Below are 18,922 nucleotides of genomic sequence, written 5' to 3'. Positions count from 1 at the left end.
CACCTCCTCAACGAAAGATACCTTTGGTATGTCCTTTCGAGGAGAAAGTATGAAAGGGTAAAATAAACAGTGCCAATTCCCATGGAAAACGTTGTGAATTCATACTTTATTTACGGAATTCCTGCTTACGTTGATCAGCTAGAAGCAAAAGTTCTTCAGCATGCTGAAGCGTCAACGTAGTAATTTCTGCACCGGAAAGCATGCGAGATAATTCTTCTGTACGTTCTGTTTTCATAACATCATGAATCGCCGTAGTCGTTCGTCCATCATGCACTTCTTTTTTGATAAGATAATGATGATCTGCCATTGCAGCCACTTGCGGTAAATGCGAAATACATAACACTTGCGAATGACTGGAGATCATGGAAATCTTTTCCGCTATGGACTGTGCTACGCGTCCACTGACTCCGGTATCCACTTCATCGAAAATAATCGATGTAACACCTTGATGTTGAGAGAAAATCGTTTTTAACGCCAGCATCATTCGAGATAATTCGCCACCAGACGCCACTCGTACCAACGGCTTAAGCGGTTCACCCAAGTTTGTGGAAATCATAAATACGACTTCATCAAATCCATTGGCATCAAATTGTCGAGGTTGTTTTTGGTGAATTTGTACTTTGAATGTAGCCTTTTCCATATATAACTGCTTTAACTGCTCTTCAATCCCTTTTTCGAGAGACAGTGCCGCTTTTTTACGGATAATCGATAATTCATTCGCTTCTATTTCAAGATCTTCTACGTATTGTGCCAATAATTCTTGGTTTTGATGCAATCTTTCGTCACGATTGACAAGTTGATCGAGTGCATCAGCAATTTTATCGCGATAAATTAAAATATCTTCAAGCGATTTTCCGTATTTTCGTTTCAATGTCAAAAATAACGCTAACCGATCTTCGACAAACTCCAATCGATCTGGCTGGAATTCCATCCCATCGATCATCCTTTTTAAATCATGCGAAACATCTTGAAGCGCATAAAAGGAAGAATTCACCGTTTCAGACATCGTTTTCAGCTCTTCATCAATCGAAGCCGCTTCTTCGAGATCGCTCATCGAATTGCCAACCCAATCGAGTCCATGCGACTCTAGAGACAATGCTTCATATGAAGTATTCAAGCGATCAAATAACCGATTAAAATGTTGAAGCTTTACAAGTTCAGACTCCAATTCTTCTTCTTCACCGACCTTCAAATTCGCTGCATCGATTTCTTCCAATTGGAATTTGTATAAATCAATTTTCTGCGCGATTTGCTGTTCATCTTGTGTTTTAGCTGCAATGAGTTGCTGGAGTTTTTTAAATTTATCATATAACTCGGTATACGTCGACATCGCACGTTCAATCGGCTCACCTATAAAGAAATCTAGCAAATGAATATGACGCTTTTCGTTCATTAACTCCTGATTTTCGTGCTGACCATGGATATCGATTAGCAAGGCGCCAATCTCACGCAATATAGCAATTGTTACGAGTTTACCATTGACACGGCAAACAGATTTCCCGCTGGCACTTATATCCCTGCGTAAAATCACAATGCCTTCTTCCGTATCAATACCAAATTCCGTCAACTTCTGCGTTACACTATCAATATTTTTGTCGATTGTGAAAAGTCCTTGAAGCTCAGCTTTCTTCGCACCATGGCGAATGAATTCCTGTGAACCACGGCCGCCAGCGAGGAGCTGGACAGCATCAATAATAATTGACTTTCCAGCACCCGTTTCACCAGTCAGCACCGTTAGACCGTCGTCAAATGCGATTTCAAGTTGTTCAATAATAGCAAAGTTTTTAATCGAAAGTTCGCTTAACAAAGAAATCCTCACCTCGCTTATAACATGGATAATATTTTATCTTTTACATATTCTGTCTGAGATTCTTCACGACAAATGATCAAACATGTATCGTCGCCACAAATCGTTCCGAGCATTTCATCCCAGTCTAAGTTGTCCACAAGTGATCCAACTGCCTGCGCATTACCGGGAAGCGTTTTCAACATAATAAAATGACTGGCACTGTCAATGCCCACAAACGCATCTTCCAACATACGCTTCAATTTCTCTTCCGTATTATAGCGATGGATAGGAGGTAGACTGTATTTATAATTGCCTGAAGGTGAAGGTACTTTGATCAAGTGCATTTCTTTAATATCACGCGAAACCGTTGCCTGCGTGACATCCGCACCGGCAGCTTTCAGACTCTCGACCAACTGATCCTGTGTTTCTATTTCATGGTTCGTAATAATTTCTCGAATACGTAGATGGCGTTGTCCTTTATTCAAATTTATTCACTCCGATTCTGTTGAGTCCCTAAACAAAATTATACTAATCATCTAAAAAACGCGCAACTCATTGCGCGTTATGTTAAATCATTATGTGCCTGTTTCACTAATTGCTTGAAATCTTCCGTTGTAAAATCAGCCACCGCTTCGTCCTCGGCTACTAAATAATACAAGAACTCAATATTGCCTTCTCCACCTGTAACTGGCGAATACGTAGCACCTTTAACGGAAAACCCTTCCGCCACTGCCATCGCAGCGATTTTTTCCAACACTTCAAGATGTATCGCTGGATCACGGACAATACCTTTTTTACCTACTTTATCTTTACCTGCTTCAAATTGAGGCTTCACTAGCGCCACCACTTGCCCACCTGGTACGATGATGTTCTTTAGTGCCGGTAAAATCAACGATAACGAAATGAATGAGACGTCAATTGTAGCGACTTCGGGTAATCCTTCCGTAAATAAATCAACGGTCGCATGACGAAAATTTTGTCGCTCCATCACTGTCACTTGTTCGTGCTGACGGATTTTCCAAGCGAGTTGATTATAGCCTACATCCAGTGCGTAACAATGTTTCGCACCATTTTGCAGTGCGCAATCCGTAAAGCCGCCTGTTGAAGCTCCAATATCAAGAACGATCTTTTCTTTCACAGAAATAGGAAAAGACAGTAACGCCTTTTCCAGTTTCAAGCCACCACGACTTACATATTTAATCGCAGGACCTTTTACAGTCAATGGGGCATCAACTGCAATTTTTTCCCCTGCTTTTTCTATTCTTGCCGTATCAGAGTAAACGAGCCCCGCCATGATGGATCGCTTAGCTTGTTCACGGGATTCTGTTAATCCGCGCTCGACTAGCAACAAATCCACTCTCTCTTTTTTCATAGATGTACTCATACTCTCGCTCTTTCTGCTGCTTGCTGAATAGCCGCTGCGGTAACTTCTGCTACGTGATCCGGTGTCATATGAATTTCAACGAGTAGTTTGTCGACACTACCGTGTTCAATGTAATCATCTGGAATACCAATTCTTTCGAAAATCGTACCCGTATGACCTACTTGTTCTGCATATTCCATCACGCCACTGCCGAATCCACCTGCAAGCACAGCTTCTTCAATTGTAATGATTGGTTTCCCTTTAGAAAATAGCTCATCCAACAAATTCGTGTCCATCGGCTTAATGAAACGCGCGTTGACAATCGCGACATTTTTGCCTTGTGATTTTAATTGTTCAGCAGCGGAGAACGCCATAGGAATCGTTGGGCCGAACGTCAAGATGGTTGCATCTTCACCTTCTTGCAATACTTCCCATGTGCCGATTGGAATTGTATGAAGCTCTTCATCCATTGGTACACCATAACCATTTCCACGTGGGAAACGAAGTGCAATCGGACCTTCGTCATAATCAATAGCTGTCTTCACCATGTGTTGTCCTTCATTCTCATCTTTCGGCATCATAATGACCAAGTTCGGCAAATGACGCAAGAACGCAATGTCAAACACACCATGATGCGTTTCTCCATCGGCTCCTACAAGTCCCGAGCGGTCAATACCGATAAAGACATTAAGCTTCTGACGCGTAATGTCATGTAACATTTGATCGTATGCACGCTGCAAGAATGTCGAATAAATCGCAAGGAATGGTTTCATTCCAGTTGCTGCAAGTCCCGCAGCCATAGTCGTCGCATGTTGTTCCGCAATCCCTACATCAAAGAAACGATCTGGGAATTCTGCTGCGAAGGATTCGAGTTTTGATCCTACCGGCATAGCAGGCGTAATCGCAACAATTCGTCGGTCATTTCTCGCAAGCTTGCGTACCGTTTCAGAAACTAAAGCACTCCAAGCAGGGCCTTTCACAGGAGATTTCACAAAATCTCCAGTTTCAATCTTATAAGGACCTGTACCATGCCATGTACCAATTTTATCTAACTCGGCAGGGCTATAGCCTTTACCTTTTTTCGTAATTACATGAAGTAATACTGGCCCTTCCATTTTCTTTGCGTATTGCAGCGAACGCTCCAATTCTACAAAGTCATGGCCGTCAATCGGACCTAAATATGTGAACCCAAGCTCCTCAAAGAAGACGCCGTTCACTACCAAATATTTCAAACTGTCTTTCACACGTTCTGCAGCCGTCGCGACTCTACCGCCGACTGCTGGAATTTTACGTAATAGGAATTCTAGTTCATCTTTCACATTATTGTACTTTCCAGCCGTCCGTAATTTCCCAAGAATCGAGTGCAATGCACCAACATTCGGGGCAATAGACATTTCATTGTCATTTAGAATGACTGTAATATTCGTCTTTTCGTGTCCGATATGGTTCAAAGCTTCGAGTGCCATACCACCCGTCAACGCACCATCGCCAATGATCGGAATGACAAAACTTTTTTCCTTTTTAATATCTCGTGCAACAGCCATTCCCATAGCCGCTGACAAAGATGTTGAACTATGGCCGGTTTCCCATACATCGTGTATGCTCTCTGCCATCTTCGGAAATCCGCTCAATCCTTTATATTTTCTAAGAGTATCGAACTCGCCGGCTCGGCCTGTAAGAATTTTATGGACATATGACTGATGCCCTACATCCCATAAAAATTTATCGGTTGGACTGTCGAAGAATTTATGCAAAGCAATCGTCAATTCGACAACACCCAGATTCGGTCCGATATGCCCGCCAGTAACCGATAAATTTTCAATTAGAAAATGACGTATATCTGCCGCCAGTGACTCTAACTGTTCTTTATCGAGCTCTTTTATAAAAGATGGATTGGTAATCTTTGTTAGATCCATCATGATCACACACCTTCATCAAGTAAGTAGGTCTTTCTATTTGTACGTCGCACTTTTTCTTGTTTATTAGACAAAGTAGTTGCTGTTTGTTTTCTACATTATAACAGTAACAACGTGCGACACAAATATAACGGTTCCAAATTACATATTTCGCTCAATAATGTAATCTGCTAACAATTGCAACATAGACTCCCCTAAGCCGATGGACTGTAACGCATGGATTGCTTCTTCATGACGTGCTTGTAATTGCTCTCGAGCCCCGTCTAATCCAAGCAATGAAGGATACGTCGACTTTTCGCTTGAAGTATCACTATTTGCTGGTTTGCCGAGCTGCTCAGTAGTTGCTGTCACATCCAAAATGTCATCTTGGATTTGGAACGCCAACCCAATGTTGTGAGAGAATCGGCGAAGTTGTTCGCGCTGTTCATCCGTAGCCTCTGCTAGCACAGCACCCGCTTCAATACAGTATGAGAGTAGCGCGCCCGTTTTATGAATATGAACTTCTTCCAATTCTGCTAAAGGCAATAATTTCTGTTCGCCTTTCATATCGAGGACCTGGCCTTTGACCATCCCTTGTGCGCCCGACGCTCTCGCCAGTAATCCGACGAGTTCAATCGCTGCTGCCGGTGGTGTTTCTTGAAGATCTGCGAGCGCTTGGAATGCCATTGCCTGCATTGCATCTCCTGAAAGCGTCGCCACATCTTCACCGTACACTTTATGATTAGTAGGTTTCCCTCTTCTAAAATCATCGTCATCCATGCACGGTAGATCGTCGTGGATTAATGAATATGTATGTATCAATTCAACAGAAGACGCGACTTTTAACGCATCAGCCGAATCCTTTTTCATATCAAATAAAACTGCCATAACCAATAACGGACGAATCCGTTTGCCGCCCGCTTCTACAGAATACATCATGGATTCGTGCAAAACGTCTGGAATATCAGACTTCGCTAGTTGGTTTTTCAGTTCACGTTCAATTTCAGGAATCATATCATCAACAAACGCCTGTAATTTTTCATTCATTCGGCTCACCTGCTGTCGGATCAAATGAGGATTCGTTACCCTCTTGATCAATCATGCGAATCAATTGTTTTTCTGCGTTCTGTAATTTTTTCTGGCAATAGGCTGAGAGCTCCATCCCTTGTTTATACAATGTGATCGTATCATCCAAAGGCGCTTCTCCAGCCTCCAACTTTTGTACAATTTCTTCTAACTGGTGCATTGCCTGCTCGAATTGCATATTTTTATCTTCTGCCATCCTTACTCGACCTCCTTTGGAATGATTCCTTCTACTAATGTGGAAATAGACCCGTCTGCTAATTGAAGCGTCATTCGATCTCCGCTGGCTACATCTTTTATGGATTTAATCACTTCATCATCTTTATAACCGATTGAAAAGCCTCTTTCCATTACTTGTAACGGATTCAAGGCTTGCATCATGCGCATCAGCGACACAAAATGTTGCTGACGTTGTTTAATGGTGTGCTCTGCAGCACGATGTAAACGCATTTCCAGTTGTTTCGTCTGTTGCTGTTCCAGCTGAATGCGTCGAATTGGTGTGTAGTACTGAAAACCAGCATATACACGATCGAAGTTCATCCGTTTCCCTTGAATGACTGCCTCACTGCCGCGTTGCAATCGATCTTCGAGGTTGTCAAGCTTCTCAATAAACGGTCGATATAATCGTTCCGGATATTGTAGCGGATAGGCAGCTTGAGCCGTTTCTAAACGCTTGTTCAACTGTTTAATCAAGGTCTGTACCGCTAGATAGATCGAACGCTGCTGATTTTTCAAGTGTTGGAATAATTGAAGCTGATCCGGCACGGCCATTTCTGCTGCTGCAGTCGGCGTCGGCGCACGTAAATCCGCCACAAAATCCGCGATCGTCGTATCGGTTTCATGACCGACTGCACTGATAATCGGAATCCGACTTGAGAAGATAGCACGGGCTACGTCTTCTTCATTGAATGCCCACAAATCTTCAATGGAACCCCCGCCTCGACCAACAATCAATACATCGACATTTGCCATTTCATTCGCTTGTTCAATCGCTTTTACAATTGAAGGAACTGCCGTGCGTCCTTGCACGAGAGCCGGGAACAAATGCATCTCCGCCATTGGAAAGCGTCGGTTAATTGTGGAGTACATATCTCGCAGCGCGGCACCCGATTCAGCTGTAATGAGACCGATTCGTTGTGGTACTTGCGGAATAGATTGCTTAAATCTTTCTTCAAACAATCCTTCTTGCTGAAGCTTCTTTTTCAACTGTTCAAAAGCTAGATACAGCGCCCCTATACCGTCCGGCTCCATTGTTTGTACGTAGAGCTGGTAGGATCCTGCCGTTTCAAACACGGTCACATCACCTGTAATCAGTACATTCATACCGTTCTCAGGTTTAAATTGAAGTGTATTGGAACGGGAACGGAACATGGCCGCCTGAATTCTCGTCTTATCGTCTTTCAAAGTAAAATAAATATGTCCGGACGGATGCAGCTTAACGTTCGACAGTTCTCCTTTTACATAAACATTTCGTAAATGTGGATCTGCGTCAAATTTACGTTTGACATATTTCGTTAGCGCTTGAACGGTTAAAAAAGTTTGATTGGACATGTTTCCGTCACCTGCCCTTTTATGTATAGAGAGGCGCTCATGAAGAGCGTCTCTCGTGTAGAATTACTTATTTTGCATACGTGCCTTTAATTTATTCTCCGCACTTTCGACAGTATTTTTCAATAGCATCGTAATCGTCATTGGACCTACTCCACCTGGTACAGGTGTAATAGCACTAGCCTGCTTCTCAGCTGATTCATAATCAACATCTCCACATAGCTTACCATTTTCGTCACGGTTCATACCGACATCAATAACCACTGCGTCTTCTTTTATGTAGTCACCCGTAATGAATTTAGCTATACCAATTGCAACGATTAAAATATCTGCTTGTTGCGTGAATTTCTTCAAATCTTCCGTACGGGAATGACAATACGTCACCGTTGCATCTTTTTGTAATAAAAGTTGGCCCATCGGTTTCCCTACGATATTACTTCTACCGATAATCACCGCGTGCTTGCCCGCAATATCTACATTGGAACGCTCAAGTAACTGCATAATACCATATGGTGTACATGGCAAGAATGTTTCTTGACCGATCAGCATTTTCCCTACATTCATCGGATGGAATCCATCGACATCTTTTTCGGGGCTGATCGCGCGGATCACTTTGTTTTCATCAATATGTTTCGGTAATGGCAATTGCACCAAAATACCATCGATCGTATCATCTTGGTTGAGTTTCTCCACTTCAGCTAGAAGATCTTCTTCTGATACTGTGTCCGGCAATTTAGTAAGTATAGATTTCATACCTGCTTCCTTGCTGGATTTCTCTTTGTTTTTCACATACGTTTCAGATGCTGAGTTTTCCCCAACTAAAATAACAGCTAGTCCAGGTTGAACCCCTTGTGCGACTAAAGAAGCTACTTCTTCTTTTAATTCATTCCGGATTTCCTGTCCTATTGCTTTTCCATCAATCTTTTTACTAGACATGATTTTCCCACCAAACTTTTTTTATTTGTAATGAAAGTTGATCGAGCTCAAGCTTGCTACTAGTAGTGACGATTTCGGTTATTGGAATTTAGAAAGTACCCCATTAACAAAACGGCCTGACTTCTCGTCACCAAACGTCTTGCATAGCTCAATCGCTTCGTTCATGATGACCCGATTCGGAACTTCTTCGTTATAAAGGAGTTCATAGACAGCCAATCGTAATACTGTTCTTTCGATTTTTGGCAATCTATCGATGGTCCAGTTTTCCAATTTATTTGTGATTTCACTGTCGACTTCTGTCAGGTGTTCCGCTGTGCCTCGAACTAGTTGTTCGTAAAATGAATCCAGTGGTGTTTCCACGATATAACCTATCGCTTCATCCACGTTCATCTCGCTATTATCCAGCTGAAACAATGTTTGAATTGCTTTTTCACGTGCTTCTCGTCGTTTCATAATTGTTATCTCCTCTACCGCTCATCTTCAAAACCTAATGATAGCACAAAACGCAGGAAAAGAACTAGTGGAATCAAGCGATTTTATGTCATCAGTTTACTTTTCGATCAAGATGTTCATAAATACTTGAGTAGTTGATAGCTGGTGAGGATGGATGCACCGTTGAATGATGTTCCACGCTGACACTTTTAGCACTGTTGATCAACTTTTGTTGCAGTTTGAAGTGCTTGTCGTAGATAACTGCTTAGAACTGAAGTAGGTTTCGCTCATTCATTCGTCTAAGCGCTCATAGTCCATGCGCTCCCGCTCTATAGTCACCGCTAACCGCTCTATCAATGTCCGCAACCGCTCATAACTTTACGCGAAGGGCTCTATCACCGCTTGTAACCGCTCAATGCCCACCCCATCTCTAATGGTCCTAACGTATTTCTCGAAGTTCCCCAACAAAAAAACCGAAAACAAACCTACTAAAAGGTTTGTCTTCGGTTATACGCTCATTCAATAAGACCCGCTCAGTCTTCGAAATGAATGCCCGTTATGTGAACATTCACTTCATGCGTTTTCAGCGAAGTCATATTCAAAATCGCTTGGCGAATTTCGTTTTGAATCTTCGCCGCAATCGTAGGGATGGAATGGCCATACTCGATAATGCAATACACATCGATTTTTAGTCCTTCGTCTGCCCATTCGGTTTTTACACCTTTTCCGTACATCACTTTACCCAACTTCTCCGCAACACCTGAAGCGAAATTCCCTTGGGTAGCAATCACTCCGTTTACTTCTGACGTGGCGATGCCAATGATGACTTCGAGTACTTCAGGTGCGAGTTGGACTCGTCCGAGTGCAGCATCTCCAGACGGTGTCATTCCGACAAACGATGCATTTGTTTTATCAGCCATTACACTTCACCTCCAATTATTTCATGACATCGTACTTTTCTAAGAACTTTGTATCAAAATCACCAGACTGGAATATTTCGTCATCCATTAAGTTCGCGTGGAAAGGAATCGTTGTATGGACGCCTTCAACTACGAACTCATCCAATGCACGTTTCATCCGAGCGACCGCTTGCTCACGCGTATCCGCATGAACGATCAGCTTTGCGACCATTGAGTCGTAAAACGGTGGAATCGTATAGCCTGGGTACACTGCTGAGTCAACACGTACGCCAAAGCCGCCTGGAGGCAGATACATTGTTACTTTACCGGGTGATGGCATGAAATTCTTTTCAGGATTTTCTGCGTTGATCCGGCATTCAATAGACCAGCCATTGAATTGAATATCTTCTTGTTTAAACGCTAATTCTTCGCCTGCTGCTACTTTTAGCTGTTGTTGAATCAAATCGATCCCTGTGATCATTTCTGTTACAGGATGTTCCACTTGAATTCGTGTATTCATTTCCATGAAGTAGAACTTTTGATTAATATGATCAAAAATGAATTCTACAGTACCTGCACCACGATAATTACAAGCTTTAGCCGCTTTAACAGCCGCTTCACCCATTTCCGAGCGTAGTTCAGGACTCAACGCAGGAGATGGAGCTTCCTCGACAAGTTTTTGCATACGGCGTTGGATAGAACAATCACGCTCACCTAAATGAATCGCGTTGCCATACTTGTCCGCAAGCACTTGTACTTCTACGTGACGGAATACTTCGATATATTTCTCAATATAGACGCCTGGGTTACCGAAAGCCGCAGCCGCTTCTTTTTGAGTGATTTTAACGCCTTTAACTAGCTCGTCTTCATCACGCGCTACACGAATCCCTTTACCACCACCACCAGCTGTTGCTTTAATGATCACGGGGAATCCAAGTTCTTTTGCAATTTCAAGTGCATGGTCTGCGTCATCTACAATGCCGTCAGAACCAGGAACGATCGGAACTCCTGCAGACGCCATTGTATTACGCGCAACGTCTTTGGTACCCATTTTGGAAATGGCCGCTGCAGTTGGCCCGATGAATTCGATATTTACTTCTTCACAAAGTTCTGCGAAGCTCGCGTTCTCTGCAAGGAAACCATAACCAGGATGGATCCCGTCACAGTCAGTTGCTTTTGCAGCACTGATGACGTTTGAGAAGTTCAGATAACTGTCAGTCGATAGACGTGGTCCGATGCAAACTGCTTCGTCTGCTAGTTGAACGTGTAGGGCCTCTGCATCTGCTTCAGAATAGACAGCTACAGTTTTAATACCCATTTCTTTACACGCACGAATAATTCGTACGGCAATTTCTCCACGATTTGCAATTAATACTTTTTTCATTAGATACTCCCCCTTAGTTTTCTCTAACAAGGAATAAAGGCTGTCCGTATTCCACAAGTTGACCGTCTTGTACTAAGATTTCAACGATTTCACCATTCACTTCTGATTCAATTTCATTGAATAGTTTCATTGCTTCTACGATACAAACGATGGATTCAGCTGTCACTTTATCACCTTTTTTAACGTATGCTTCTGCGTCCGGTGATGAAGCCTTATAATATGTTCCAACCATAGGGGAAGTAATTTTGTGTAGTGTTTCGTCAGTCACCACTTCAGCTGCTGGAGCTTCTGGTGCCGCTGTTGGAGCTGGAGCTGCTACCGCCGCAGGTGCTACTGGAGCTGGCGCTTGAACTGGAGTCGGTGCTGCTTGTGGTGTTTGTGGTGTTTCTGTAACCGTTGTCACGGCCTGTCCGTCATTTTTTTCTAGTTTAATCTTGCCACCATCTGATTCCAATGAGAACTTCTGGATGGATGATTGATCGATTAGCTTAATAATTTCTCTGATTTCTTGAATTTTCAACATATCTGATTCTCCTAACTAATTTTTCTTGCTACCATATTCTATGATAGTCGTTTTACAGTAAATATGGAATAGCAAAGACACAAATTATTCTATTATTCTCGAAAGATACCGTTTGTTTGCAAATTTTGTGACAATTTATTCAAAAAAACGCCAATGTGTTAGCCTCAAGTATTATCAGGTTTACCCATTAGGTAAAATATGAATGAAATCCTATAACTATTCCTACGTTTAATTTTTCTACGTAAAAAAAGGAAGCCACATGGACTTCCTTTTATCGTTATTCTTTTATTTCTGCAAAATCTACTTTGACAGTTTGCGCGCCTTCCCAACTCGACATGACATACTGGGTTATTTCATCCGCCATTTTCGGTGAGTGGCTTTCATTCGATAATACAGTGACGTTGACACGATCGCCATCTCCACGTACAAACACTTCAGGATAACCAAGTGCTGCGATTTGCATCTCCATCAACGCTTCTGTGGAACTTACTTTTCGTAAATCAGCAATTTCATTAAAAATTTCATTTTTCTCTTCAGCGGAGAAATCAGAAGAAGTCATTTTTTCTGTCAACTGTTGCACCGTCTCACTGCGTTCGTTACGCACTTCCATACGCATATCCTGGAAAATATACGATTCAGCAAAGACCGGCTTCACTTCCTCCGACTTGCCTTCCTTTTCGAGTAGATTCGTTGCGTCCTTTGTTTCTTTCGTGAAGATCGCAATTCCGTCAAACGGCATCGGTGCTTCCTTCTTCACGTAGTAGATTGAAATCACTGCGACTAGACTGAGTAATGTTAAAAACCAAACTGTTCGTTTATTGGCTTTCATGTTGATTCCCCCTTTTCTTCATTTCCACGATGACGATACGATGTTCAGGCAATTGTAGGACGTTAGCTAAGAGTTGTGAAAGTCCGTTTCGCACAGCCGGATCTTCTGCTCCTTCCGCTACGACGAGCAACCCCTGCAAAGGTGATTGGCTTTTCCCAGCGGATGAAGCGGAGAAATAATTGGCTAATGGGCTCTCTTCTTCCTTTTCATCGTAATGAAAATAAACCTTCACATTTCCTAGTCCTTCCATTTGTTCAAGTGTTTCTTCAAGTGTTGACAACATGCGCTTCTCTTCTTTTTTCTGTTTCTCCCCTCCTACATTCGCCGTACTGGTGATGTATAAAATGCTAAACACCATAACCATCAAACCGATCATGATCAATCGGGGTTTCCCTGTGGGCTTTTCCATAGTTCCATCACCATCTCAACGTGAATTGACTAAAACGAATTCTACATTTGCATAATATGTAGCGTCACAGTAACTTATGACTCGCGAATTGTAGAATATATTGCAAAATCCATATGCCAATCGCTACTTTACACAAAGGAATAAACAGTCTTTCCATTTCATAGCTCGCTAGCAATTGAATAATTAGAGCAAGGACTACCAAGTTTGCCAGTCCCAATAAAAATACTTCCATACACTCGCCTCATTTCCCGAACGTCATGAGTTTAATGAACGTCACAATGAAAATCGTCGTATAGATGAAAGCGAATGTCAGCAAAAACGAAATGGCGCATAACACAAACAACGTACGGCCAATATCGTCCAGTAACCCGCATACTTCCTTTTGCGAAAACGGTTCGATGATTGCCGCCGTCCACCTGAATAAAAAGGCAATACATAGAATCCTAACCGCCGGCAATAGCGCAACCGTCCAGATGGATACGAGCAGCCAAATACTCATATAAGCCGTGGCACCGGAAGAATAACGGCCGATCGATCCAAGTGTATCGGTCAACAATGAACCAATGACAGGAATATTATTCTTAATCAGCTCTTTTAACGGCTCATTCAAAGCTCCGTTCATCGTCCAAGACAACGCACCACCCGCTGTAATGAAAATGGAATACGCTGCAACCATGGCAGAAACAAACGCAAGCAATGACGTACGCAATAAATCCGCCATTCTCGTGAAGGCAATTTCTGGCACCAACCGCGTAAAGATGTCGAACAATAGCGCCGTCAATAGCACTGGCAACAGGAACTTATCTGCAAAAACGACAGCCCCTTGCGCAAATAACAACATAGCGGGTTGGAAATTCAAAACGCCAAACGTTGCTCCGGATGCCAAAATCATCGCCGCAATGAGCGGGTACATTCCAAGGAATAAAGAAGCAATCGTATGTGTGATGACTTGGATCTGTTCGAAACTTTCCCTAGCCGGTTCAATTAACAATACTAAAATGAGGATGAGCAACAGAAACCTCGTCCACTTTTGAAACGCTGGAAGAAAGAAATCGACAAGAGAAGCAATGAGCAACATAATGAGCAACAAGAAAAATGGTCCGATGATGCCCGCAATACTTTCCTGCAGAAAATTCAGCATAGATGCCTCGTCCATTCATTAATGTTAGGATTCGTTCACCAGGGAATGAACGCGTGAATCGTCTCGATCAATTGCGTGATATACGGCAGCCACAATGTCATGATGACTACTTTCATGCTGGTTTGAAACAGCTGCCCGTATGCCCCGTACCCTTCGTCTTTCATCTGAAGCGACAGTACATCTGCTACATAATACAGACCTGCACTCACCACTAGCAGTGTCGCATAAGGCGACGGTAACTTATCCGTCAACGCTAACAATGTCGACCCGAAAGGTACAAGGACCGTGAACAATACATACACCGTGACCAGTAAGAACAGTGCGGTATACAGAATAGGATGCAGGGCAGGTGCAGCAAATGAAAGCAAAAGTAGCAAGAGATACACGACAAATAATTGAAAGAGAATTGCCATTTACATCGCCATGGATAGCCAGCTAAAGAATTCCGTGATCTCTGTGAAGAATATTCTGAGGAACATCAGCAACTCGATCGAGATGTACAGGTATGCTAAGAAAAATAGGAAAAATGAGAACTCCTTCTTGCCTGTTTGCTCGAAGAACACGTGAAGTACCCCTATCACCAATCCGACGCCGGCGATGCGCAATAAATCATTCAGTTCCATCCCGCTACGCCTCCTCCATAGTCCACTCTATGAAGCTTGGATCGGAGATATGCAAAATTAAAAAGTATAGAGGACATTGTGGATTGAAAGAGCTAGGGAGGAGTTTGTGTTGGGGTGGGGATTTTAAGTGCAATAGATGTTCTCCCACGGAAAGCGTCCCCAACTGGAGCTTCAATCCCCTCGTACTCTCCACTAACTTACTTTGTCTAAAGAATGTGCTTTTGACCTTAAACTTAATTCCACGCAAAAAAAGATGCCCCATTACTGGGACACCTTCGATACGTATTTCATTATGCGCGGGAAACGTATTCCGCTTCTTCTGTGTTGATGATCAACATGTCACCTTGGTTAACAAAGAATGGCACCTGTACGACAACGCCAGTTTCCATCTTAGCTGGCTTAGAACCGCCACTAGCTGTGTCACCTTTGATCCCAGGCTCTGTTTCAGCTACTTCAAGCGTAACTGTTACTGGCAATTCAACGCCCAGTACTTCTTCTTTATACGTGATCACATGAACTTCCATGTTCTCTTTCAAGAACTTCAGTTCATATTCAAGTTGCTTTTCAGATAGTTCGATCTGCTCGTATGATTCGTTATCCATAAATACGTGCATATCTCCGTCAGCATATAAATACTGCATTTTACGGTTGTCAATTTGTGCTTTCTCTACTTTTTCTCCCGCACGGAATGTCTTTTCGTTGACGTTTCCTGAGCGAAGATTACGCAGTTTCGAGCGAACGAATGCTGCACCTTTACCTGGTTTTACGTGTTGGAAATCCATTACACGCCAAATGTCACCATCAACTTCGATTGTTAGTCCTGTACGAAATTCGTTTACTGAAATCATTCGTATTCCTCCAATTTTAAGCGATTATAAAATAAGCAGTTCTTTAGTAGACTTTGTCAAACGTTCATTACCTGTTTCTGTGATCAGTATATCATCTTCAATACGCACGCCGCCTATACCAGGAAGATAGATTCCCGGTTCCACTGTTACTGCCATATTCGGTTCTAGCACTGTTTTAGAGCGGAACGATAAGGCTGGAGCTTCGTGAACTTCCATGCCGATCCCGTGACCCGTTGAATGACCGAATGCTTCACCATAGCCTTTAGACTTGATATAATCGCGTGTAATGGCGTCGGCTTCGATACCTGTCATGCCAGGCTTGATCTGTTCTACACCCAGTTCTTGTGCGCGTAACGTGACTTCATAGATTTCACGAAGTTTAGCAGAAGGCTCGCCGATCGCAACTGTTCTCGTAATATCAGAGATATACCCATTATAGAGGGCTCCGTAATCCATTGTAACTAAATCACCAGTCTCAATCACTTTATCAGATGCTACCCCATGTGGTAAAGCCCCTCTTTCACCAGAAGCGACAATTATGTCAAATGAAGAGGAAGTCGCGCCTTGTTTTCGCATGAAAAATTCCAATTCATTAGCGATTTCCAACTCCGTTTTACCTGCTTGGATGACCGAACAAATATAGACGAATGCCGCGTCTGCGATTGCCGCCGCTTGCTTTAATACTGTAACTTCTTCTGGTGTCTTGATTAAACGCAGCTTCTCTACTAAACCAGCGACTGGCACTAGTTTTGTTTTTACATGTTCGGTATACACTTCAAACTGGCTGTAGCTAAGATCTTCTTTTTCAAAGCCAAGTGTCTCGATCTTCATTTCTTTCACTTGATTCGCAACTTCCTGAATCATCGTGCCCGTGTGCTGGACAATGCGATAGCCAGACAGTTGGTCATTGGCTTGCTCCATGTATCGGAAATCCGTAATGAACACTGCATCATCTTGCGAAACAATCGCAGTCCCTGCAGATCCCGTGAAGTTCGTCATATAGCGACGATTGTAAGGATTTGTGATGACTAATGCATCTAGTTGCTGTTCCTTCAATAATTTTCTTAATTTCTCTAGTTTCAAGATTATCTCTCCTCTCGTTTTAACAAAAACGCTTGGAAGGCGAGATCGTAGCCCGCTGTTCCAAAACCACAAAGTTGTCCTGCCGCTACAGGCGCAATGACAGACGTGTGTCGGAACTCTTCGCGAGTATGTATGTTTGAGATATGGACTTCAATTACCGGTACGGAAATAGAAGCGATCGCGTCACGAAGCGCAATGCTGTAGTGTGTAAATGCGCCCGGATTAAAGATGATCCCATCAATTTCCCGATCTCCTGCATCATGAATGTAGTTGATAAGCTCGCCTTCTATATTGGATTGAAAGCATGAGAGCGTGATGCCCGATTCATTTGCCATACGCTGAATTCGGCCTTCTATATCCGCAAGTGTCTCTGCACCGTAAATATCCGGTTCTCTTTTGCCTAGCCGGTTTAAGTTTGGACCATTTAAGAGCAATAGTTCCATTTAATCCCCTCCCACTCATTTTTCTTCCTATTCTAGCACAATGAGTTAGCAGGACATACTAATACTGTTCTAGCCGAACGTTTTTTTCATGTAGACAGATGTTCCAATGACAAAACGGAAGATCATCGCAAACAGACAAGCAAATGGTATCGATATTTTTTTAATGAATTGTGTCATCGTCAAATCCGCTTTAACGTGGATCATCCATTCAATGAATATAATCACAATGATTGTGACGATCAGTGAAGATAGAGTCGGTGGTACCTTAAACGTCAAACGCGCAATAAAGTACAGGATAAAGAACAGCAAAAAGCAGATCACCCCTAATAGCACCCACTTGAACCAACCAGGAAACGTCGTAAACATATGAAGTTTTTTAGTCCAGCCAATCGGCGACCACTTTATAAATTTAAAAACTTGTAGGAATTTCAGTGAAATTATAGATAGTACCGCAGCCATAATAGCTGTCCAGACATGCGTTGTAGTAATTTTCATAACAATACCTCCCATTCCAGTGTCGGGTTATTTACACATTTTTAAACATCTCAATGGTGCAACTTCACTTTTTTTAGTACAATAGGAATATCGTTTCTTACGACAGAAAGCGTGGGTATGTTATGAGCCAACAGAAAACTCCTCCAGCATACGGAGGTCAAGCACTTATAGAAGGTGTAATGTTCGGTGGAAAGAAAGATACGGTAACAGCAATTCGCCGGAAAGATGATACGATCGAGTACTACCACGTACCGAGAGAATCACATCCTGTACGCACTAAATTAAAAAAGATTCCATTAATCCGCGGCATCGTCGCATTAATTGAATCGGCCGGTAATGGTTCTAAGCATTTAACGTTTGCGAGTGATCGCTACGACGTGATGCCTGGTGAAGAAGAGGAACATGCTAAAGAAGAAGAGACGTCGAAACTCGTAATGATTCTTGGAGTGGCGGCTGTCGGAGTGCTATCATTTATTTTTGGTAAGTTCGTCTTTACACTCGTTCCTGTTTTCTTAGCAGAGTTATTCCAATCCGTAGCACCTAGCAAAACAGCACAAATTATGATTGAAAGCTTCTTTAAACTGTTCTTGTTGCTAACGTATATTGGATTAATTTCTATGACGCCGCTGATCAAACGTGTTTTCCAATATCACGGAGCAGAGCATAAAGTCATCAATAACTACGAGAGTAATATGGAAATGACAGTAGAAAACGTACAGTCACAATCTCGATTGCATTATCGCTGCGGCAGTAGTTTCATTTTGTTTACGGTGATCGTTGGAATGTTCATCTATTTCTTAGTTCCAACCGATCCACTTTGGTTGCGCGTCCTCAATCGGATTTTATTGATTCCTGTAGTGCTCGGCGTGTCATTTGAAGTATTACAATTGACGAATGCAGTGCGCAACGTACCGGTACTTCGATATCTAGGCTATCCTGGACTTTGGTTGCAATTACTGACTACAAAAGAGCCTGACGACAAGCAAGTAGAAGTTGCGATTGCTTCTTTCGAAAAATTATTGGAAGTGGAAGAACACGGAGTAGGTGTGTTGAATCCTCAAATCGCGATAGATACAGAAGAAACGAATGATCCGAAACCCCTTCTTTCATAATATTAACAAAGAGCCTCGAATGTATTTTTGTACATGTTCGAGGCTCTTACTTTTCTACAAACGTTTATAATTGCGTAAAAAGGGCCC

General features: G+C 42.6%; 23 protein-coding genes. 1 reads left to right on the top strand and 22 read right to left on the bottom strand.

All coding sequences use genetic code 11. From position 1 onward, the window contains the following. Positions 1-106 precede the first annotated feature (106 nt). The 22 genes from recN to H605_RS0112560 form a co-directional block, all read right to left on the bottom strand. On the bottom strand, positions 107-1,807 hold the full coding sequence (recN, locus tag H605_RS0112670) for a DNA repair protein RecN (protein WP_029054569.1): 1,701 nt from the start codon (positions 1,805-1,807) through the stop codon (positions 107-109). Positions 1,808-1,824: 17 nt separating this feature from the next. Then, complete coding sequence (gene ahrC, locus H605_RS0112665) at positions 1,825-2,274, bottom strand: transcriptional regulator AhrC/ArgR (protein ID WP_029054568.1); 450 nt, start codon at positions 2,272-2,274, stop codon at positions 1,825-1,827. 77 nt (positions 2,275-2,351) lie between these two features. Then, on the bottom strand, positions 2,352-3,173 hold the full coding sequence (locus H605_RS0112660; RefSeq protein ID WP_029054567.1) for a TlyA family RNA methyltransferase: 822 nt from the start codon (positions 3,171-3,173) through the stop codon (positions 2,352-2,354). Next, positions 3,170-5,068 carry a 1-deoxy-D-xylulose-5-phosphate synthase gene (dxs, locus tag H605_RS0112655; RefSeq protein WP_029054566.1) on the bottom strand — a complete coding sequence of 633 codons (1,899 nt, stop codon included), beginning with the start codon at positions 5,066-5,068 and terminating at the stop codon, positions 3,170-3,172. Before dxs ends, H605_RS0112660 begins: the two co-directional genes overlap by 4 nt. A gap of 141 nt (positions 5,069-5,209) precedes the next feature. Continuing rightward, positions 5,210-6,094: a polyprenyl synthetase family protein gene (locus H605_RS0112650; RefSeq protein ID WP_029054565.1), complete on the bottom strand. Its 885-nt coding sequence runs from the start codon at positions 6,092-6,094 to the stop codon at positions 5,210-5,212. Next, entirely contained in the window at positions 6,087-6,329 is a 243-nt protein-coding gene (locus tag H605_RS0112645; RefSeq protein WP_029054564.1) for an exodeoxyribonuclease VII small subunit, read from the bottom strand. Before H605_RS0112645 ends, H605_RS0112650 begins: the two co-directional genes overlap by 8 nt. Before the next feature lie 2 nt (positions 6,330-6,331). Next, positions 6,332-7,681 carry an exodeoxyribonuclease VII large subunit gene (gene xseA / locus H605_RS0112640; protein WP_029054563.1) on the bottom strand — a complete coding sequence of 450 codons (1,350 nt, stop codon included), beginning with the start codon at positions 7,679-7,681 and terminating at the stop codon, positions 6,332-6,334. 63 nt (positions 7,682-7,744) lie between these two features. Continuing rightward, positions 7,745-8,614 carry a bifunctional methylenetetrahydrofolate dehydrogenase/methenyltetrahydrofolate cyclohydrolase FolD gene (folD, locus tag H605_RS0112635; protein ID WP_029054562.1) on the bottom strand — a complete coding sequence of 290 codons (870 nt, stop codon included), beginning with the start codon at positions 8,612-8,614 and terminating at the stop codon, positions 7,745-7,747. 78 nt (positions 8,615-8,692) lie between these two features. Beyond that, a complete protein-coding gene (nusB, locus tag H605_RS0112630; RefSeq protein ID WP_029054561.1) occupies positions 8,693-9,067 on the bottom strand; it encodes a transcription antitermination factor NusB in 375 nt (124 codons plus the stop codon). Positions 9,068-9,579: 512 nt separating this feature from the next. Next, positions 9,580-9,966: an Asp23/Gls24 family envelope stress response protein gene (locus H605_RS0112625; protein ID WP_029054560.1), complete on the bottom strand. Its 387-nt coding sequence runs from the start codon at positions 9,964-9,966 to the stop codon at positions 9,580-9,582. A 16-nt stretch (positions 9,967-9,982) separates the two neighbouring features. Next, positions 9,983-11,329, bottom strand: a complete 1,347-nt coding sequence (gene accC, locus H605_RS0112620; RefSeq protein ID WP_029054559.1) for an acetyl-CoA carboxylase biotin carboxylase subunit — start codon at positions 11,327-11,329, stop codon at positions 9,983-9,985. 13 nt (positions 11,330-11,342) lie between these two features. After that, complete coding sequence (accB, locus tag H605_RS0112615) at positions 11,343-11,852, bottom strand: acetyl-CoA carboxylase biotin carboxyl carrier protein (RefSeq protein WP_029054558.1); 510 nt, start codon at positions 11,850-11,852, stop codon at positions 11,343-11,345. Positions 11,853-12,129: 277 nt separating this feature from the next. Further along, positions 12,130-12,681: a SpoIIIAH-like family protein gene (locus tag H605_RS0112610; RefSeq protein ID WP_029054557.1), complete on the bottom strand. Its 552-nt coding sequence runs from the start codon at positions 12,679-12,681 to the stop codon at positions 12,130-12,132. Continuing rightward, positions 12,668-13,090: a hypothetical protein gene (locus H605_RS0112605; protein WP_029054556.1), complete on the bottom strand. Its 423-nt coding sequence runs from the start codon at positions 13,088-13,090 to the stop codon at positions 12,668-12,670. Before H605_RS0112605 ends, H605_RS0112610 begins: the two co-directional genes overlap by 14 nt. Positions 13,091-13,154: 64 nt before the next feature. Continuing rightward, on the bottom strand, positions 13,155-13,322 hold the full coding sequence (locus H605_RS18995) for a hypothetical protein (RefSeq protein WP_155979529.1): 168 nt from the start codon (positions 13,320-13,322) through the stop codon (positions 13,155-13,157). Positions 13,323-13,331: 9 nt separating this feature from the next. Further along, on the bottom strand, positions 13,332-14,231 hold the full coding sequence (locus tag H605_RS0112595; RefSeq protein WP_029054555.1) for a stage III sporulation protein AE: 900 nt from the start codon (positions 14,229-14,231) through the stop codon (positions 13,332-13,334). A gap of 35 nt (positions 14,232-14,266) precedes the next feature. Next, complete coding sequence (locus H605_RS0112590) at positions 14,267-14,644, bottom strand: stage III sporulation AC/AD family protein (RefSeq protein WP_029054554.1); 378 nt, start codon at positions 14,642-14,644, stop codon at positions 14,267-14,269. Then, a complete protein-coding gene (locus H605_RS0112585; RefSeq protein ID WP_029054553.1) occupies positions 14,645-14,854 on the bottom strand; it encodes a hypothetical protein in 210 nt (69 codons plus the stop codon). 290 nt (positions 14,855-15,144) lie between these two features. Next, positions 15,145-15,702: an elongation factor P gene (gene efp, locus H605_RS0112575; protein ID WP_029054551.1), complete on the bottom strand. Its 558-nt coding sequence runs from the start codon at positions 15,700-15,702 to the stop codon at positions 15,145-15,147. Positions 15,703-15,726: 24 nt separating this feature from the next. Beyond that, complete coding sequence (locus H605_RS0112570; protein WP_029054550.1) at positions 15,727-16,788, bottom strand: M24 family metallopeptidase; 1,062 nt, start codon at positions 16,786-16,788, stop codon at positions 15,727-15,729. Continuing rightward, entirely contained in the window at positions 16,788-17,228 is a 441-nt protein-coding gene (aroQ, locus tag H605_RS0112565) for a type II 3-dehydroquinate dehydratase (protein ID WP_029054549.1), read from the bottom strand. The genes H605_RS0112570 and aroQ overlap by 1 nt, the downstream gene beginning before the upstream one ends. A gap of 69 nt (positions 17,229-17,297) precedes the next feature. Beyond that, positions 17,298-17,723, bottom strand: a complete 426-nt coding sequence (locus H605_RS0112560; RefSeq protein WP_029054548.1) for a hypothetical protein — start codon at positions 17,721-17,723, stop codon at positions 17,298-17,300. A gap of 122 nt (positions 17,724-17,845) precedes the next feature. On the opposite strand from H605_RS0112560, the gene H605_RS0112555 reads away from it, so the two are divergent. Further along, on the top strand, positions 17,846-18,835 hold the full coding sequence (locus H605_RS0112555) for a DUF1385 domain-containing protein (RefSeq protein WP_029054547.1): 990 nt from the start codon (positions 17,846-17,848) through the stop codon (positions 18,833-18,835). The last annotated feature ends 87 nt before the right edge of the window (positions 18,836-18,922 follow it).

This window comes from Sporosarcina ureae DSM 2281 (genome assembly GCF_000425545.1).
Taxonomy (GTDB): domain Bacteria; phylum Bacillota; class Bacilli; order Bacillales_A; family Planococcaceae; genus Sporosarcina; species Sporosarcina ureae.
This window is presented reverse-complemented; position numbering and strand designations above follow the sequence as displayed.

What these genes read in the sequence shown, in the direction of transcription:
- H605_RS0112660 (WP_029054567.1), bottom strand. Translation starts at nt 3,173, where the DNA reads ATGAGTACATCTATGAAAAAAGAGAGAGTGGATTTGTTGCTAGTCGAG.
- dxs (WP_029054566.1), bottom strand. Translation starts at nt 5,068, where the DNA reads ATGGATCTAACAAAGATTACCAATCCATCTTTTATAAAAGAGCTCGAT.
- H605_RS0112650 (WP_029054565.1), bottom strand. Translation starts at nt 6,094, where the DNA reads ATGAATGAAAAATTACAGGCGTTTGTTGATGATATGATTCCTGAAATT.
- H605_RS0112645 (WP_029054564.1), bottom strand. Translation starts at nt 6,329, where the DNA reads ATGGCAGAAGATAAAAATATGCAATTCGAGCAGGCAATGCACCAGTTA.
- xseA (WP_029054563.1), bottom strand. Translation starts at nt 7,681, where the DNA reads ATGTCCAATCAAACTTTTTTAACCGTTCAAGCGCTAACGAAATATGTC.
- folD (WP_029054562.1), bottom strand. Translation starts at nt 8,614, where the DNA reads ATGTCTAGTAAAAAGATTGATGGAAAAGCAATAGGACAGGAAATCCGG.
- nusB (WP_029054561.1), bottom strand. Translation starts at nt 9,067, where the DNA reads ATGAAACGACGAGAAGCACGTGAAAAAGCAATTCAAACATTGTTTCAG.
- H605_RS0112625 (WP_029054560.1), bottom strand. Translation starts at nt 9,966, where the DNA reads ATGGCTGATAAAACAAATGCATCGTTTGTCGGAATGACACCGTCTGGA.
- accC (WP_029054559.1), bottom strand. Translation starts at nt 11,329, where the DNA reads ATGAAAAAAGTATTAATTGCAAATCGTGGAGAAATTGCCGTACGAATT.
- accB (WP_029054558.1), bottom strand. Translation starts at nt 11,852, where the DNA reads ATGTTGAAAATTCAAGAAATCAGAGAAATTATTAAGCTAATCGATCAA.
- H605_RS0112610 (WP_029054557.1), bottom strand. Translation starts at nt 12,681, where the DNA reads ATGAAAGCCAATAAACGAACAGTTTGGTTTTTAACATTACTCAGTCTA.
- H605_RS0112605 (WP_029054556.1), bottom strand. Translation starts at nt 13,090, where the DNA reads ATGGAAAAGCCCACAGGGAAACCCCGATTGATCATGATCGGTTTGATG.
- H605_RS18995 (WP_155979529.1), bottom strand. Translation starts at nt 13,322, where the DNA reads ATGGAAGTATTTTTATTGGGACTGGCAAACTTGGTAGTCCTTGCTCTA.
- H605_RS0112595 (WP_029054555.1), bottom strand. Translation starts at nt 14,231, where the DNA reads ATGCTGAATTTTCTGCAGGAAAGTATTGCGGGCATCATCGGACCATTT.
- H605_RS0112590 (WP_029054554.1), bottom strand. Translation starts at nt 14,644, where the DNA reads ATGGCAATTCTCTTTCAATTATTTGTCGTGTATCTCTTGCTACTTTTG.
- H605_RS0112585 (WP_029054553.1), bottom strand. Translation starts at nt 14,854, where the DNA reads ATGGAACTGAATGATTTATTGCGCATCGCCGGCGTCGGATTGGTGATA.
- efp (WP_029054551.1), bottom strand. Translation starts at nt 15,702, where the DNA reads ATGATTTCAGTAAACGAATTTCGTACAGGACTAACAATCGAAGTTGAT.
- aroQ (WP_029054549.1), bottom strand. Translation starts at nt 17,228, where the DNA reads ATGGAACTATTGCTCTTAAATGGTCCAAACTTAAACCGGCTAGGCAAA.
- H605_RS0112560 (WP_029054548.1), bottom strand. Translation starts at nt 17,723, where the DNA reads ATGAAAATTACTACAACGCATGTCTGGACAGCTATTATGGCTGCGGTA.
- H605_RS0112555 (WP_029054547.1), top strand. Translation starts at nt 17,846, where the DNA reads ATGAGCCAACAGAAAACTCCTCCAGCATACGGAGGTCAAGCACTTATA.